The sequence below is a fragment of the Dyadobacter linearis genome, from assembly GCF_907165045.1.
GTDB classification, from domain to species: Bacteria; Bacteroidota; Bacteroidia; order Cytophagales; family Spirosomataceae; genus Dyadobacter; species Dyadobacter linearis.
In genome coordinates this window covers 1-16026 of sequence record NZ_CAJRAU010000004.1, presented here as the reverse complement: position 1 = coordinate 16026, position 16026 = coordinate 1, and the positions used below count along the sequence as shown (strand labels likewise).

The 16026-nt window shown below is 44.0% G+C and carries 16 protein-coding genes and 1 rRNA gene; 8 read left to right on the top strand and 9 right to left on the bottom strand.

The annotated features are described in order from the left end of the window. Nucleotides 1-32 precede the first annotated feature (32 nt). Nucleotides 33-905 carry a cysteine synthase CysM gene (gene cysM / locus KOD92_RS14650; protein WP_215234333.1) on the top strand — a complete coding sequence of 291 codons (873 nt, stop codon included), beginning with the start codon at nucleotides 33-35 and terminating at the stop codon, nucleotides 903-905. Between the two features lie 55 nt (nucleotides 906-960). On the opposite strand, the gene KOD92_RS14645 is transcribed toward cysM, so the two are convergent. Continuing rightward, on the bottom strand, nucleotides 961-1380 hold the full coding sequence (locus tag KOD92_RS14645) for a cytochrome B (protein ID WP_215234332.1): 420 nt from the start codon (nucleotides 1378-1380) through the stop codon (nucleotides 961-963). A 142-nt stretch (nucleotides 1381-1522) separates the two neighbouring features. Here KOD92_RS14645 and KOD92_RS14640 point away from each other — a divergent pair, with 142 nt between their 5' ends. The 3 genes from KOD92_RS14640 (at nucleotide 1523) to KOD92_RS14630 (ending at nucleotide 2965) form a co-directional block, all read left to right on the top strand. Continuing rightward, the gene (locus tag KOD92_RS14640; RefSeq protein ID WP_215234331.1) at nucleotides 1523-1825 is read left to right on the top strand and encodes a DUF4286 family protein; all 303 of its coding nucleotides are present in this window, start codon (nucleotides 1523-1525) and stop codon (nucleotides 1823-1825) included. Nucleotides 1826-2053: 228 nt separating this feature from the next. After that, nucleotides 2054-2416: a ribosome hibernation-promoting factor, HPF/YfiA family gene (gene hpf / locus KOD92_RS14635; protein ID WP_215234330.1), complete on the top strand. Its 363-nt coding sequence runs from the start codon at nucleotides 2054-2056 to the stop codon at nucleotides 2414-2416. Between the two features lie 135 nt (nucleotides 2417-2551). Then, nucleotides 2552-2965 carry a MaoC family dehydratase gene (locus KOD92_RS14630; protein WP_215234329.1) on the top strand — a complete coding sequence of 138 codons (414 nt, stop codon included), beginning with the start codon at nucleotides 2552-2554 and terminating at the stop codon, nucleotides 2963-2965. A 55-nt stretch (nucleotides 2966-3020) separates the two neighbouring features. On the opposite strand, the gene KOD92_RS14625 is transcribed toward KOD92_RS14630, so the two are convergent. The 3 genes from KOD92_RS14625 to KOD92_RS14615 all read right to left on the bottom strand — a co-directional run bounded on the left by KOD92_RS14625 (nucleotide 3021) and on the right by KOD92_RS14615 (nucleotide 5745). Continuing rightward, complete coding sequence (locus KOD92_RS14625) at nucleotides 3021-3200, bottom strand: histone H1 (RefSeq protein WP_215234328.1); 180 nt, start codon at nucleotides 3198-3200, stop codon at nucleotides 3021-3023. Nucleotides 3201-3454: 254 nt separating this feature from the next. Beyond that, on the bottom strand, nucleotides 3455-4726 hold the full coding sequence (locus tag KOD92_RS14620) for an aminotransferase class I/II-fold pyridoxal phosphate-dependent enzyme (protein WP_215234327.1): 1272 nt from the start codon (nucleotides 4724-4726) through the stop codon (nucleotides 3455-3457). A gap of 239 nt (nucleotides 4727-4965) precedes the next feature. After that, nucleotides 4966-5745 carry a hypothetical protein gene (locus tag KOD92_RS14615; RefSeq protein WP_215234326.1) on the bottom strand — a complete coding sequence of 260 codons (780 nt, stop codon included), beginning with the start codon at nucleotides 5743-5745 and terminating at the stop codon, nucleotides 4966-4968. Nucleotides 5746-5929: 184 nt separating this feature from the next. Between KOD92_RS14615 and accC the strand changes: the two genes are divergently transcribed. From accC to KOD92_RS14595, 4 genes are all read left to right on the top strand, one after another. After that, a complete protein-coding gene (gene accC / locus KOD92_RS14610; protein WP_215234325.1) occupies nucleotides 5930-7426 on the top strand; it encodes an acetyl-CoA carboxylase biotin carboxylase subunit in 1497 nt (498 codons plus the stop codon). A gap of 257 nt (nucleotides 7427-7683) precedes the next feature. Continuing rightward, nucleotides 7684-8733 (top strand): tRNA preQ1(34) S-adenosylmethionine ribosyltransferase-isomerase QueA, encoded by a 1050-nt coding sequence (gene queA / locus KOD92_RS14605; RefSeq protein WP_215234324.1) that lies wholly within the window; start codon nucleotides 7684-7686, stop codon nucleotides 8731-8733. An 87-nt stretch (nucleotides 8734-8820) separates the two neighbouring features. Then, complete coding sequence (locus tag KOD92_RS14600) at nucleotides 8821-9492, top strand: 2-C-methyl-D-erythritol 4-phosphate cytidylyltransferase (protein WP_215234323.1); 672 nt, start codon at nucleotides 8821-8823, stop codon at nucleotides 9490-9492. 35 nt (nucleotides 9493-9527) lie between these two features. Further along, the gene (locus KOD92_RS14595) at nucleotides 9528-10610 is read left to right on the top strand and encodes a winged helix DNA-binding domain-containing protein (RefSeq protein WP_215234322.1); all 1083 of its coding nucleotides are present in this window, start codon (nucleotides 9528-9530) and stop codon (nucleotides 10608-10610) included. A 5-nt stretch (nucleotides 10611-10615) separates the two neighbouring features. Here the strand turns inward: KOD92_RS14595 and KOD92_RS14590 are convergent, their stop codons facing one another. The 5 genes from KOD92_RS14590 to rrf all read right to left on the bottom strand — a co-directional run bounded on the left by KOD92_RS14590 (nucleotide 10616) and on the right by rrf (nucleotide 16016). Continuing rightward, the gene (locus KOD92_RS14590) at nucleotides 10616-11878 is read right to left on the bottom strand and encodes a dienelactone hydrolase family protein (protein ID WP_229254677.1); all 1263 of its coding nucleotides are present in this window, start codon (nucleotides 11876-11878) and stop codon (nucleotides 10616-10618) included. A gap of 55 nt (nucleotides 11879-11933) precedes the next feature. Continuing rightward, nucleotides 11934-13082: an acyltransferase family protein gene (locus tag KOD92_RS14585; protein WP_215234321.1), complete on the bottom strand. Its 1149-nt coding sequence runs from the start codon at nucleotides 13080-13082 to the stop codon at nucleotides 11934-11936. A 67-nt stretch (nucleotides 13083-13149) separates the two neighbouring features. Next, complete coding sequence (locus KOD92_RS14580; RefSeq protein ID WP_215234320.1) at nucleotides 13150-13911, bottom strand: glucosamine-6-phosphate deaminase; 762 nt, start codon at nucleotides 13909-13911, stop codon at nucleotides 13150-13152. A gap of 4 nt (nucleotides 13912-13915) precedes the next feature. After that, a complete protein-coding gene (locus KOD92_RS14575) occupies nucleotides 13916-15322 on the bottom strand; it encodes a Gfo/Idh/MocA family protein (RefSeq protein ID WP_215234319.1) in 1407 nt (468 codons plus the stop codon). A gap of 582 nt (nucleotides 15323-15904) precedes the next feature. After that, a 5S ribosomal RNA gene (gene rrf, locus KOD92_RS14570) occupies nucleotides 15905-16016 on the bottom strand. Nucleotides 16017-16026: the final 10 nt, after the last annotated feature.

Genomic DNA, 16026 nt, shown 5'->3' with positions numbered 1-16026 from the left:
GTATTAATTTTTGTAAAAAAGCATATATATAAATGTCTTCACTCCTTGATCTCGTAGGCAATACCCCTTTGGTTGAATTAAAACGAATCAATCCTAACCCGAAAGTCAAAATCTTCGGAAAGCTTGAAGGCAATAATCCTGGCGGCAGCGTGAAAGACCGCGCGGCGTACAGTATGATCCAGGGCGCGCTGGAACGCGGCGAGATTAAGTCAGGCATGAAACTGATCGAGGCTACGAGCGGCAATACCGGTATTGCGCTGGCGATGATCGCGCGTTTGTTCGATCTGGAAATAGAGCTGATCATGCCGCAAAGTTCTACCAAAGAGCGTGTGTTGACCATGGAGGCTTACGGCGCAAAGGTAATTCTTGCTGAAAATATGGAGATATCGCGGGATTTGGCGGAGGAAAAAGCAGCGGGAGGGGAGTATTATATGTTAAATCAATTTGCCAATCCTGACAACTGGAAAGCACATTACCGCACAACAGGCCCTGAAATTTACAAGGATACGGATCAGAAAGTAACACATTTCGTATCCTCAATGGGCACTACGGGTACCATTATGGGTGTTTCCAGATATTTAAAAGAACAAAACGAATCGATCCAGATCGTAGGCTGCCAGCCGACCGACGGAGCTAGCATTCCGGGAATACGGAAGTGGCCGGTTGAATATCTCCCCAAGATTTTCGAACGCGAGCGGGTGGACCGGGTAATTGAAGTTACGCAGGAAAATGCGGTGAATATGACCAGGAAGCTAGCGAGAGAAGAAGCTGTATTTGCCGGAATGAGCAGCGGAGGCTCGACTTGGGCGGCAATAGAGCTGGCGAAGGAACTCGATGAAGGCGTGATCGTATGCATTATCTGCGACCGGGGAGACCGGTACCTTTCGAGCGACCTTTTCGGATAAATAAAAACGGCTATCGATCTCGAAGATTGATAGCCGTTTTTATTTAAATCTTCCCTCAGAACCAACCTGTTCCGAGACTTCTGAATGGCCAGGGAATAGCGGCCAGGATAATGATGAGCCCCATTCCATAAAAGTACAAGACGGTCCGGTGCTTATCGCCTCCCGCCAGTTTCTTCGATTTCACTCTTCCGATCGTAATGAGTACCATTGCGATTATCATCATAAAAATGTGCTCTATTGAATAGAAACGGAACACTTTTTCGCTGATCAGATCAAAATTCACTTTCGGGCTCATTGCGTAGAGTATCAGGCCGATCAGCATTTGCGTGTGCGTCGCGATCATAGCAAAAAGATATACTTTGCTGTCTTCCCGTGAGTTTTTGCGCCAGTTGGAGAAAGCGATGAAAATGGCAGCCAGCAAAAGTGCGAGAACGACATATCGCAATCCTGAATGCGCTCGTATCAAAATGTTCATTGTAAATAACAGTTATGGTGAATAAGCAGGCTTGCAAATGTAGCGCACAAACGACCATCCCCCAAATGCAATACATATCAACCGCGCATAATCGATTCTGAAATATTAGCCTGATATTTGCGTCCCGTTAACAAGTTATACTATGGTTATCTACAATATCACGATCAATATCAGCTACGCTGCTGAAAAAGAGTGGCTTATATACATGAAAAGCACTCATATACCAGGAATATTAGAAACGAATATCCCGCTTGAATGCAAGCTACTGAGGCTTTTGACCGAAATTGAGAACGAAGGTGCGACTTACACGACCCAGTTCAAGTTCAGGACAATGGAAGATTTTCTGGCCTATCAAACCGGGTTTCAGTCTGAATTCCAGGAGCGGCACCATTCACTTTTTAATGGGCAATATGTGTCTTTCAGAACCCTTCTGGAGGAAGCGTAAGGTCGCCTTTGCTGCAATTTTTTAATTCGAGAAATATCTGGAGAAACAACCCGGTTTACTTGACATTGGCTTAATATTTGCCTTACTTAAATAATGTTAGGGAAATATGAAAGCCGGTTTAACACCTGGAATTTTTAATTTTTATAAACATTCCAAGTTGAGTAAGTTACGGTTTTCGGTTTTCGCTGGCAGTTAAACGATATGTTTTACCATTAAAACAATGTGCTTATGAGACTGCAGATGCAAGCAATTCATTTTGATGCCGATCCTAAACTGTTGAACTTCATTCAGCAGAAATTAGATAAACTAGATACATTTTATGATCGAATAACTAGTGGAGAGGTATTTCTTAAGCTTGACAAAAGTGAGAATGCGAAGGCGCATACCAAATTGCTTGAAGTTAAATTATATGTTCCGGGTGGGACAATGTTTGTGAAAGAGCAAGGGACTACGTTTGAAGAAGCGACAGACCTGGCGATAGATTCACTGAAAATGCAGGTTAAAAAGTTCAAGAATAAGCGAAACAACGCAAGGTCTGCCAAAATTTCGGAGGTCGACGGCGTAGTACTTACAGAGGAAACCGAAGAGTAAAATCATATAGCTTGATCAACAAGGGAAGTCGCCTAACAGGCGGCTTCTTTTGTTTTAAGGCCACCGGCAACTTGGATCGATCCGCGAATTAACCTTATTTTGAGGCATTCGCATATCCACTAACTATTAACCAATATGGAAATACAACCTGTTGTTGATGCTTCTTTCGAATATCCATTTACGATTACGCAGGAAGAAGTACAGCGCTTTGCCGACCTTACCGGCGACAATAATCCTATTCACCTCGACGCGGAATATGCCGCTACCACGAATTTCAAGCGCCCGATCATTCACGGAATGCTGGGAGCAACTGTGTTTACGAAAGTACTGGGAACGCAGTTTCCAGGCTTCGGGTCAATTTATGTGAAGCAGACGCTGGAATTTTTGCGCCCGATGTTTGTTGACACGGAATATAAGGCGGTTTTCAAGATTCAGTCGATCAATGCTGAAAAGCATATTGCCGAGATTTCGACGGAGATTGTGGATGTGGCTACGAAGAAGGTAACTACGAAAGGAGTGGCGACTATGATCAATAAGGAGAAGTTCTAAAGAAATGAACCCGGACGTTTGACCCGGGTTCAAAAAATCTTCGGTGTGCTTCTTACTATTCGCCAGCGTTCTTTTTGTTCTGAACTTCTGCGCGAATGTCCTGAGCCAGCGTCTTAAGATCTTGCATACCCTTACGAACGCGGGTACCTGCAGCTTGATTTTCTTTGTTGTAAAACTTATCGAAATCACCTTCAAGTGAAAGGATCAAATCTCTAACTTCATCGAATCGTGCCATGTCTTTTTGTTTTTTAGTTTAAATGCCTCTAACACGCTTAAAACGCATGTTTTGACCGAAATTTAATAATTAAAAGTATTTTAGCAACCCAAAAAACAAAAAAAAACACTTCTATAATACAATTAATCGATTGCAATCATTTAAGTATCTAGTAATCAGACATTTAAATAAAGTCGAAAATACCTCGATCTAAAACAAAAAAAGGGAGCTTTTTTTAAAAAAGCCCCCTGAATGCAAATAACGCATATTTCTAATTACTCCACCCCTACCTGCACATCTTCCTGCTGGTATACCCGGTTCTTCAATTTCTCAGCCAGCGTGGTGAATGCATTTAATGTATATTCTACATCTTCCAGGGTGTGAGATGCCGTCGGAATGATCCTCAGCATGATCTGCCCTTTCGGAACTACGGGATAAACTACGATTGAGCAGAATACGCCCATATTTTCGCGCAGGTCACGCACCATTCGCGTCACTTCGGGCACGCCGCCTTCACTATGCAGGAAAACGGGCGTTACCGGAGATTCTGTTTCGCCGATATTGAAACCACGGCTGCGCAGACCATCCTGCATTGCTTTCACATTTTCCCAAAGCTTGGCACGAAGCTCAGGCATTTTCTTGATCATATCCAGACGCTTGCGGCAACCTTCCACGTAAGGCATCGGAAGCGCCTTCGCATAAGTTTGTGAACGCATATTGTATTTCAGGAACATGATGATCTCCTCATCATCAGATGCAATGAATGCACCGATCGCCGCCATCGACTTGGCAAACGTAGAGAAGTACAGATCCACTTCTTTCTGCACGCCAAGCATTTCACCAACTCCCGCGCCGGTTTCGCCCATTGTACCAAATCCGTGCGCATCGTCTACGATCAGACGAAAATCATATTTCTTTTTCAGTTCAACAATCGCTTTCAGGTCGCCCACTTTGCCAGACATACCAAATACGCCTTCGGTGATCACCAAAACGCCGCCGCCTTTTTCATTGGCAAGCTTGGTAGCGCGGATCAGGTTTTTTTCAAGACTAACCATATCATTGTGGTTAAACTTGTAATATTCCCCCAATTTGGCTTTGTGAAGACGAACTCCGTCGATCAGGCACGCGTGTGATTCGGCGTCGTAAACGATTACATCGCGGTGATCACACAAACATTCAATTGCCGACATAATGCCCTGGTAGCCGTAGTTCAAAAGAAAAGCGTCCTTTTTACCTACAAACTCCGCCAGCTCTTTTTCAAAGGTTTCATGGAGAACTGAATTTCCGGACATCATTCTGGCTCCCATCGGATAGGCCAGTCCCCATTTTTCGGTAGCAGCTGTATCAGCAGCTCTTACCTCCGGGTGATTTGCAAGACCCAAATAATTGTTAAGACTCCAGTTCAATACTTCACGTCCCATGAACCTCATGCGCGGGCCCAAATCTCCTTCCAGCATCGGGAATGAAAAATAGTGATGGCTATTCAGCATTTTTGCCGGAGTTCCTATCGGACCAGAGTTGTTGCGCAGTTTCTCGAAAATATCCACTCTCTTCTAATTTATGTGGGTAACAATGATTACTAATGTTAGATAAATGCAAAATTAAAAAATTATACCGGTACTTTAATAAGACCGTCATGTTTCCAACTAACAGTAAGTTAGTAAAATACTGATAACATAGCTGTTACTGCGTGTAGCAAGTTAATGCAGCCGAAATAAAATAAGTGGTAAATAAAAAATCCCGACAGGAAGTGCCGGGATCGATTTAAGTTTAAGAATACGAAAGATTACTGCCAAGTATTGGTCCATTCGAACGATGAACCGTTATCCCTCGTGCCTTTTCCACTTACCACGTATCCTTGGGCATCGATGTCATACTCATAACTGACGTTCCACTTTTTCTTTGCAAGATGATCCTCTGTACTTATTTTTTTAACCAGGTATAAGGCCTTTTTGGGAAAGAGCGTGCCGTCAAGCCAAATATACCATTCACTGTGCGAGCCTGATTTATCCAATTTATCTGTGTATTCGTAAGTAGTAGTAGTGAGCAAATTGCCGGAATGATCATACGCTTTTGATATTGCGAGGTTTTTGTGGACAGCATCATAGGTATATTCCGTGTGGCCAAACGGCTTATCTTTAATAGTTGTAATCTCCTTGATCATTTTGCCGTCCTGATATTCAAATGACGTCGAAAAGCCCTTTTCCTCGACTTTACCCAGGTAATTGTATTCGGTCAGGTTCTTCACCAATCCATTTTGCAAATCGTATACTTTCTTTGCAAGCAATTCCTTGCCGTAATAGGAATAAACTACATTGTCTTTCGCATAGCTAACATCCACTTTCATTCCCGCAGCAAAGAAAGTTTTGGGCTGCTTGTCCGCATTGTACTGAATGTCCTTTACCCCGCTCGCCAGGGTCGATGCGTTCAGCAGCCTCTCATTTACCACTGCCTCAGGCTTTGATTCTGGCACCGGCGCTTTCTTTTCATCTTCGCATCCTGTATTGACCAATAGCATTGTCGGCAGCAGAAGCCAAACAAGACTGTTTTTCAGGTTCGTTTTCATGGTTTAATTAGTTTTGGTTGTAAATAATTTCTAAAATACATGAAGCAGCTCGCTGATCATGCTACAAGCTCGCGCTCAAAAATCCTTCGGCAACCGTCCATTTATTCTGAGGCGTGAGTAGTCTGAATAAAAGAGTCTGCTTTTGCTAACTTAGGAGCGTCGACAAATACATTCATCCGATTACATGACCCGAATCAAGAAGATCCTGATTGCCAATCGTGGCGAAATTGCATTAAGAATCATGCGTACTGCGCGGGAAATGAATATTTCTACTGTCGCTGTTTTTAGCGAGGCCGATCGTAAGTCCCCGCACGTTCGCTATGCCGACGAAGCTGTGTGCATTGGACCGGCTGTTTCTTCGGAGTCCTACCTTAATATTGATAAAATACTAAAAGTCTGCCGCGATCTGGGCGTAGACGCGATACACCCTGGCTACGGATTTCTGTCCGAAAATGCCGGATTCGCCCAGCGGGTAAAGGAAGCGGGTGTTATCTTCATCGGCCCCTCGCCTGAATCGATTGAGATTATGGGAAGTAAGCTGGCGGCAAAGCAGTCGGCTTCGAAGTACAATATCCCGATGGTACCCGGCACAGAAAGTGCGATTACAGATCGGGGAGAGGCAAAAAAGATTGCAGCAGAGATCGGTTACCCGATTCTGATCAAGGCGAGTGCGGGAGGAGGAGGAAAAGGAATGCGGGTCGTGGAAAGTGAGGCCGATTTCGACGAACAAATGGATCGGGCTGTCAGTGAGGCGGTCGCTTCTTTTGGCGACGGTTCGGTATTCATCGAAAAATATATCCTCTCTCCCAAACATATTGAAATACAGATACTCGGCGATCAGCACGGAAATATCATTCACCTTTTCGAGCGCGAATGTTCCATTCAGCGACGACATCAGAAAGTGATCGAAGAAGCACCGTCTGTTTCCATTACACCCGCTATCCGTGAAGAAATGGGCCGCTGCGCGATCGATGTAGCACGTTCGTGCGGATATTATGGCGCCGGAACAGTGGAGTTTATCCTCGATGAAAATCAGAATTTTTATTTTCTTGAAATGAATACCAGGTTACAGGTCGAACATCCTGTGACTGAGCAGATAACAGGTGTCGATCTGGTGAAACAAATGATCCTGATCGCGGAGGGGAATCATTTGGAAATCCGGCAGGATGAACTGACTATCAAGGGGCACTCCATTGAAATCCGCGTTTACGCAGAAGATCCGCTGAATAACTTTCTGCCTGACGTCGGAAAATTGGTTACTTATATTAAGCCCGATGGAAATGGCGTGCGCGTGGACGATGGATTTGAGCAGGGAATGGATATTCCTATTTATTATGATCCGATGATCTCTAAACTGATCACTTATGCTGATAACAGGGACGATGCGATACAGAAAATGATCCGGGCGATCGATGAATACCAGATTTCAGGAGTACGGACAACTTTGTCTTTTTGCCGCTTCGTATTGGAACACGCGGCTTTCCGGTCAGGCGATTTTGACACGAATTTTATCAGCAGATATTTTAGTCCGGATATGATAAAACCAAGGAAGGATACTGAGTCAGATGCGGTTGCGGGACTTATTTCGGCTATCCTTTTGAGTGATAACAAACAGGTTAAAGATGTTCAGCATGAGGTTGCAGCACCTGTCAGGTCTAGGTGGAAAGACAGAAGACATTAAAACGGCTAATGTGCCTGGCCGATAGGATTTCCGCGGGAAAATCACTACTTTTGCGCTCTTAATTTTTTTACAGGATCTATTATAGTAAATATTATTTCAATTACAGTATTCCTGGTTACAAATTTTCTTTGTTAGTTGAATACAACAGGAATTGAGGTTGATTTTCAGTAAAAAAGCTGGCGCAAACGATGCTAAGAAGCATTATTTTAACCCGGCATTTTCATCTACGATATAAGTAATACACAGATTTTCCAGCTATGAAGCTTTCCGAATTTAAGTTTGATCTTCCCCAAAGTTTAATTGCACTTCATCCTTCTGACCGGGGCGAATCGCGCCTGATGGTTGTTCATCGTAAGACGGGCGAGATTGAACATAAGACCTTTGCAGACCTTATCAATTATTTTGATGACGGCGATGTAATGGCGATTAACGATACCAAGGTTTTCCCTGCGCGCCTTTTTGGCCAGAAAGAAAAAACCGGCGCTAAAATAGAAGTTTTTCTTCTAAGAGAACTGAACCGGGAAATGCGTCTGTGGGACGTTTTAGTTGATCCTGCGCGTAAAATTCGTGTTGGTAACAAGCTTTATTTTGGAGATAGTGACCTGGTTGCAGAAGTAATTGATAATACTACTTCCCGCGGCCGGACTATCCGTTTCCTTTATGACGGCGACAATGATGCATTCATGAAGCTGGTCGATGAGTTGGGCGAAACGCCGCTTCCTCCCGAAATTATTTCCCGCAGAAAAGTAGAAACTGCTGACCGTGAACGTTTTCAAACGATTTTTGCTGAGCACGTAGGTGCCGTGGCCGCTCCTACTGCCGGAATGCACTTCACGAAGGCGATCATGAAACGTCTTGAAATTAAAGGAGTGAACTTTGCTCCGGTAACTCTGCACGTTGGATTGGGTACCTTCCGTACCGTTGACGTAGAAGATCTTACAAAGCACAAAACTGATTCGGAAAATTACAGGATCTCGCAATCCAGTGCCGGTATTGTAAATGCGGCCATCGATGGAAAAAAACGGATTTGCGCAGTTGGAACTACTTCTTTGAAAGCGATCGAATCGTCGGTATCAGCGAGCGGGCATTTAAAAGCAGTGGAAGGCTGGACAGATAAATTCGTATTTCCTCCCTACGATTTCAAGATCGCGAATGCATTATTATCCAACTTCCAGCTTCCTGAATCTATTCTGTTAATGTCGGCTTGCGCATTTGGCGGATTTGACCTGGTGATGAAGGCTTATGCAATGGCGATTCAAGAGAAATATAAGTTTTTCACTTACGGAGATGCAATGCTGATTATTTAGCATTAATTTTCCGGTCTATACATGATCATTTATGTTTGAGATTAATACTCATCCATAAATGATCATTTTTTTTAACAGACCGATTTTATGCAAGAATACGCTGTAATAGTAGCAGGGGGAAGTGGAAGCCGCATGAAAAGTGATATTCCCAAGCAGTTTCACACGGTGAATGGACTTCCTGTAATCATGCATACGATCCGGGCATTCCGAAACTATTCTGCGGACCTTCATATTATTTTAGTGCTCCCCGAAATACAGTTTCTTTTTTGGGAAAATTTGTGTGATACATACCAGTTCAAAGAGCGATATCAGCTGGTTTCAGGTGGAAGTACGCGTTTTCATTCTGTCAAAAATGGACTAAGTAGTATCGATGCTGTCGAAGGATATGTTGCAGTTCATGACGGTGTGCGGCCGGTAATATCAAAGGAAGTTATTGCTGCAAGCTTTTTCACAGCGGCTGAATTTGGCTCCGCAGTGGCAAGCGTACCATTGAAAGAATCGATCCGGAGCATTGATCCGAATTTGGGAAACAGGGCGCTCGACAGGACACATTTCCGGCTCGTTCAAACACCGCAAACTTTCAGGCTCCCCTGGATGCTGGATGCATTCTCGGTAGACTATCAGGAACATTTCACAGACTGCGCGAGTGTTTTGGAAGAGAAAGGGTATCCAATTCAGCTGATTGACGGCGCATACGAAAACATCAAGATCACCACTCCGGAAGATCTCAAATGGGCTGAAACCTACCTGGCCTTATAGTTTGTTATCTTTTCCTGTCTTAATCTCCAATTGCGATGAAACACAGCGAAATCAGATATCTCAGGCTACACAATCTGCTAATTTCAAATCGGCGTTTTAAGACAATCTCCGAAACGGTACATTGGTTGGGTGCTGTGCAGGCGCAGGATTATACAGGTGCCAAATGGTCTCTGGCGCTCAGGACCGCAGGAAGCAGTGAAGCGAAGATTGAGAAAGCTATAAGTGAGAAAACGATCCTCAGAACCTGGCCGATGCGGGGCACCCTACACTTTGTTGCAGCCCAAGATGCACATTGGATGCTGAGCTTGCTTGCTCCCAGAATTATCGCCGGGGCGGCAGGTCGTCACAGGCAATTGGAACTGAATGAAAAGGTATTTGACCAAAGTTTTGAATTGCTGACGTCGGCCCTCCAAGGAGGCAAGCAACTGACCCGCGCAGAAATTTATGCTTTACTTGAAAATGCAGGAATAGCAACTTCCGGGCAGCGAGGAATCCATATTATCGGCTATTTGGCAATGAAAAAGGTCCTTTGTCACGGCACACATAGTGAGAAGCAACCTACCTATGCACTACTCGATGAGTGGGTTGAGAATCCAAGAAAACTGGACGAAACGGAAAGTCTGGCCGAAATTTCACTCTGCTATTTCACCAGCCACGGCCCCGCCAGCTTAAATGATTTCGTTTGGTGGACAGGCCTGAAAATCTCCGATGCAAGAAAAGGGTTGAATGAAGTTACCAGTAAGCTGGACTCTTTTGATCTGGCCGGAACAACCTACTGGTATTCGCCGATGGATTCTGATCTAAGTCCCGGAAACAACACTTTTTTATTACCTGGATTCGATGAATATATGCTCGGTTATACGGACAGATCCATCATACTTGACAAGTCGCACGCCGAAAAAATTGTCCCTGGTAATAACGGAATGTTTATGCCTACGATTGTGATAGATGGAAAAGTGGAAGGGACCTGGAAAAAAGCTGTGAAGAAGGATAAGCTGCAAATAGATATGTATCCTTTCGGCAAACTTACTCAGATCAAAAAGCGGCGCGTTGAAAAGCAGGCCGAGCTGTTCGCCCAGTATTCAGGTAAGGCGGTTTCTCAGGTAAACTGGTTATAGCTATCTTACGAAAGCCATTTCCCAAACCATTCGAATGCATTTTTCTGCATTTCCAGATCGAATTTATGTGGGCCATCGTAGAACTTCGCAGCGTATTTTTCTGGCGCTTTCGCTTTTTTATATACTTCCTTTAAAACTTCGTCCGCCTTTTTCATTTCAGGCAAAGTATATAGTTGATCCTGATTATTATTCTGAACCAATGTGGGCAATGGAACGCGTAAGCCTAATATTTCGGGAAAATCCAAGAATTGCGGGAGAAGCGGCGTGTACGTCATCCAAGTGTGATTAAAGGATCGGTTGAGGATTAAATCCGTCCACGTTGTCATGAAACCTACACATACAGCGCACTTGATCCTCGGATCCAGCCCGCCCAGATAAACGGTTCGGAGGCCGCCTCCCGAAAGACCGCCACAGCCTATACGTTCCGGATCAACATCCTTTCTGCTGCTGAGAATATCAAGTGCCACCTGATCTTCCGACAAGAAAACACCCGGCCACGTGGTACCTGCACAAAACAGCGACTTCGACATTACATGCTCATGTTCCGAAGACCAGGCATTATATGTGTTTATATTTTCGGTCTTCTCCGGCTCCTGATCATGTTTTCCTGTCGTATCCACATATCCCCAATTCAACCCTTCCACATCGTCAAAATGGACGCGCCTGCTTCCAAATGCAAAAGTGTCGTGCACTAAAACTGCATAGCCTAATTTAGCCAGTTCGTTTGCCCAGGGTTTTCCGCCGTAGTCACTTTCCTGATGCTCCTTCAAAATTGGATGCTGATCCTCCGACGTTTTTACGATTTTACGCAAGCCGAAATATTTCATACCCGCGTGGTCGTGAAGTCCCAATACAGCCGGTAGCGGTTTACTAGCCCCCTGCGGTTTCATAAAGACTGCCTTCGTCGGTCGTCCGTATCCTAAATCCCAGGACAATTCCTCGATTTCAAGTCCGTCGAAAATGTATTTCTTTTCGACAGTTACTGTTGGAGTTTTGATTCGCTCCGGCGCTGCTATTAATTCTTTCGTTTTGGCCAGTGCTTCTGCTTGCCACTTTTTCAAATCCGTGTGCTTTTCATTTCTGAAAGACAACGGAGGTGTTTTAGGAAGCAGAGAATTGGCCCAGGAACCGTAGTGACCTATTACACTTTTTTCGGGCGACATATTTCGAGACGGGTTGTTAATATGTGATTGTTTCAAATATGCAGAATCAGGATCGGGCAAATCCAGGAATACAGGAAGTGCGGCAGTTTGAATTGCAGCTTTCACGAATTCCCTTCGTTTTATTTTTCCAAATGACTCTTCCAATGGTCCCGATTCCATACTAGACTTTGACAAAGATTTTATTTCGATATAAAAAATAAAGGAAAAACCAGACTAACAAGAAGCCGCCCAGTGCATTATATACCTCATGCCATTTTTCTGGCGCATATTTATAAAGTCCTCCGAAGAGCAGTTGTGAAGAATTATTGAAATCAACAAACCTGACTGCCAAATAAATAACGAGTGAATTCATCCCAATTACCCGAAAGAAAAACGACCATCCGACATATCCTTTCACATCGATGATCCAGTAAAATATTGCCAGAAAGGCAAACGCCATTCCGCCAGTCAGCATAATAAATGAGCTGGACCACAGGTGTTTATTTATTGGAAAAACAAAATTCCAAAGCAGGCCCAGGACTATTCCTGAGATTCCCAGTAATAGCATATTCAAGACTTTGTTTTTTGCATTTGTCGGTTTCAATAGAATATCTCCGGCAAGAGAGCCGAAAAGTGTCAGACAGATGGCGGGGAACTGCGTTAGTAATGCGAGTTCGTCATAAGATCCCTGTCTTAACTTGCCCGGCATGAATGTTCTGTCAAACCATCCTACCAGGTTACCTTCAAAAGTCAGATCGCCCTGGCCGAAGCCGGGTACCGGAATTAATATTAATGCGAGATAGTAGAAGGCGAGCGTGGCGAGCGCAATACACAACCTTTGCCCCCAGTTGAAGTTCATGTAAAGAATAGCGACCACAAAAGTTGCCAATCCGATTCTGCCCAAGACACTCCCATACCGAATATGTGCGGGATCGAAAATGTCAATAGGCGCATTTTTATCCAGAATACCCAGTGCGATTAGGACCAGCATCCGCAAGAAAGTTTTATTCCTGATTTCAGATTGCTTCATCTCTTTGGATAACCCGCGCGAGACACTGAATGCCAAAGATGTACCGGCTAAAAACAAAAACAGCGGAAATATAAAGTCGAAGAATGTGAAACCGTTCCACTCGGGATGTTCAAACTGAGCGGCTACTGCATCAATAAATGCAATTCCAGTTTTACCTCCCAACAAGAAAATAAATGCTCCCCCACCGGCGATCATCAGCATATCAAATCCGCGCAATGCATCAATGGACGCCAGTCGCGAGGATGAGATCGGATATTCCTTTTGATCCTTAGTTGCTTCGGACAGGGAAGTAGCTTCCATTGCTTGTCAATTTTCTTTAAGAAAGTAACAGCGACACTATATTTTACCCTAAGTACCTGTGTACCTATTAATCCCGGCCAATTGATCTTGACTTTTCAGAAAGTGAATCGGCTGAATGTTTGTCTAAAAAGAATGTACAGTTGTTGTGTTGCTGCAAAATGCTGGCTGGAAATATGTTGCTTACTTCATTTTCAATACTGTTTTTCACAGCCGTAGCTTTCCGGGCATCCGGAACGGAACAGATAATATGATCCGATTTCATGATTTGCCTTATTGACATGCTGATTGCTTGTCTTGGAACTTCATCAAATGTCTGAAACCACCCTTCACCCATTTGCTGACGCCGGCACGCGTCGTCCAGATCGACAATCAGGTACGGCTCCTCAGTGTCAAAATCTGCCGGCGGATCGTTGAATGCCAAATGTCCATTCTCGCCAACACCTACCAAAGCGATGTCAATAGGACATTGCGTGATCAGCTCGCTAACCCTGGCCACTTCTATATTGGCATCATTTTCACCATTGATTAAATGCGCTTCTTTTAATGCAGGTACGTGTGCCATGAAACGCTCCTGCACGTATTTTCTAAAACTAGCCGGGTGACTGACGGGCAAGCCAATATATTCATCCAGGTGAAACATGGTAACTACTGACCAATCAATGTTATTTTCCTTGATCAATTGATCGATCGTATCAAATTGACTTGTCCCAGTTGCGAGGATAATGTTTGCGAAACCTTTCTCAGAGATAACCCCCCGAAGTAACTCGGCTACATACCCACCAGCTGTCGTTCCTAATTCCTCTTTTGTATCAAAAATCTCAATCTTCATAATTCTATGGTTTTACACCCGTATTGCCGCCGCCCTTCAAAGTAATGTCAACCGGCCTGTTCTTTTTCCACGCCCCATTTGTGAAATCGGGTATATCAATTGAATTTGACCTATTGGCCACTGACCATTCGCTTAAAGGAGATATAACACTCCATGCCGCAGCGTCGTATACGTCCTGATCGAGCGGAAGCCCATTTCGCAAACAATCAATTAATCTCCAATCCATTAGAAAATCCATTCCTCCATGACCACCCACTTTTTTCGCAAGTTCTCCAACTCGTTTGATAATTTCCGGCTGATACCTGGCTTCAAGTTTCTTGAACTCGGTAGCATTTAGCCATTCATGTCCTTGCGAGATTCTGCCTTGCGTACCGTCTTCCGGTAATGGATATTTTTGAGCTGACCCTTTTGTTCCGCTTAAGGTGTGCAATCTGGAGTATGGTCTCGGCGAAGACACATCATGCTGTAACATGATAGTTTTCCCTTTATTGGTTTTAATAGTAGTGGTATTCATATTGCCGCGGAAGCTCTTCTGGGCGTATTTTTCGAAGTATGAATCAGTTGCAGCTAATTCTCTTGCCTTCGATTGCATCATAAAATCATTACTACTCACGGACACCAGATAGTCCATTTTATCCCCGCGATTAATGTCAAGTATTTGCGCGACAGGTCCGAGTCCGTGGGTAGGATATAGATTTCCGTTACGAAGATTCTCCTTCAGTCTCCACAATTCGAACCGTTTGTCTTTCTGAAATAGAGAGTCAAAAATATCATGAATATAAGCCCCTTCCACGTGAATAATTTCACCGAAAAATCCTTGCCGCGTCATATTCAACGTGAGTAATTCAAAGAAATCATAGCAGCAATTTTCAAGCATCATACAATGCTTTTTTGTCTTTTCCGACGTTTCAACAAGTTTCCAGCATTCATCTACGGTAAGCGCGGCCGGAATTTCCACTGCCACATGTTTGCCTTGCTCCATTGCATATAGTGCCATAGGAGTATGCAAAGCCCATGGAGTGCAAATATAGATGAGGTCTACATCCTTTCTGTCGCATAACTTCTTCCAAGCATCTGCTGATCCTGAATAGATTTCCGGATGTTGTCCTGACTTTTCTAATTCTTTTTTAGCACCGGCCGCTTTATCTGGCAAGATATCTGCAACTCCTACTACTTCTATATTCTCGAGGTGCACTATCCTCTTGATAGCTCCACTGCCGCGGTTTCCCAAACCAATGTAGCCAATTCGGACAGTGTTAAGTTTAGGAGCGGCATAACCACTCATATTAAAGATCTGCTTTCTATCTTCCGATACTAAATGTTGCTTGTTATCGCTACCTAACACTCTGGCAGGTCCTGTAATACCGAGTCCGCTCATACCTGCAACTTTTAAGAACTCCCTTTTTTTCATCTGTATCGTTGAGTTTGAAGTTGAACCTCATATTTACACAATTTTTTAATATTTCTTATTTAGTCAGAATTATTTCGATTAAATAGTTGTGAGAGATTATCGTTTAATTTTGGAGGAGGTTGCTGCTCCTAGGAACTTGACTGGCTTGATACAAACTTTCGCTTGCATACACTTGCATGAAAAGGAGGAGAATTGCATCTAGGTATGTGCATGAATAATCTCTCTTTTGAGAGAGATTATATTTCTAGCTACTGCTTGACGGATTTTGCAGTGCAATTCAAGGCTGAAAGCCTTATAACTGTTACGACATACTGAAAAGGAACGATTCTTCAAGGTGGAGGTCCCTTCCAGCTTGAATATCGTCCGGCAAGTACCTGCGCCGCTACACTTACTTTATAGATTTTGATTAGCACGACTTGGACTGCCCTGGGCCTTAGGCTAGAACCTGCTCAACCCACTTGCCTGCTCTGCTCCTATTAAGTATTCAGGATCAGCTGTGCAATGCCAGCAATCCTTGGGGAGTTGATACCATGCTTCAAACGCAAAAAAGACCATCCTTTTGGGATGGTCTTTTGAGTGGTATTGTGGCGACTACCTACTTTACCAGGTTTGACCCAAGTATCATCGGCGGTTCTGGGCTTAACTTCTCTGTTCGGGATGGGAAGAGGTGAACACCAGGCCAATAGTCACCAACAAGATCTTTG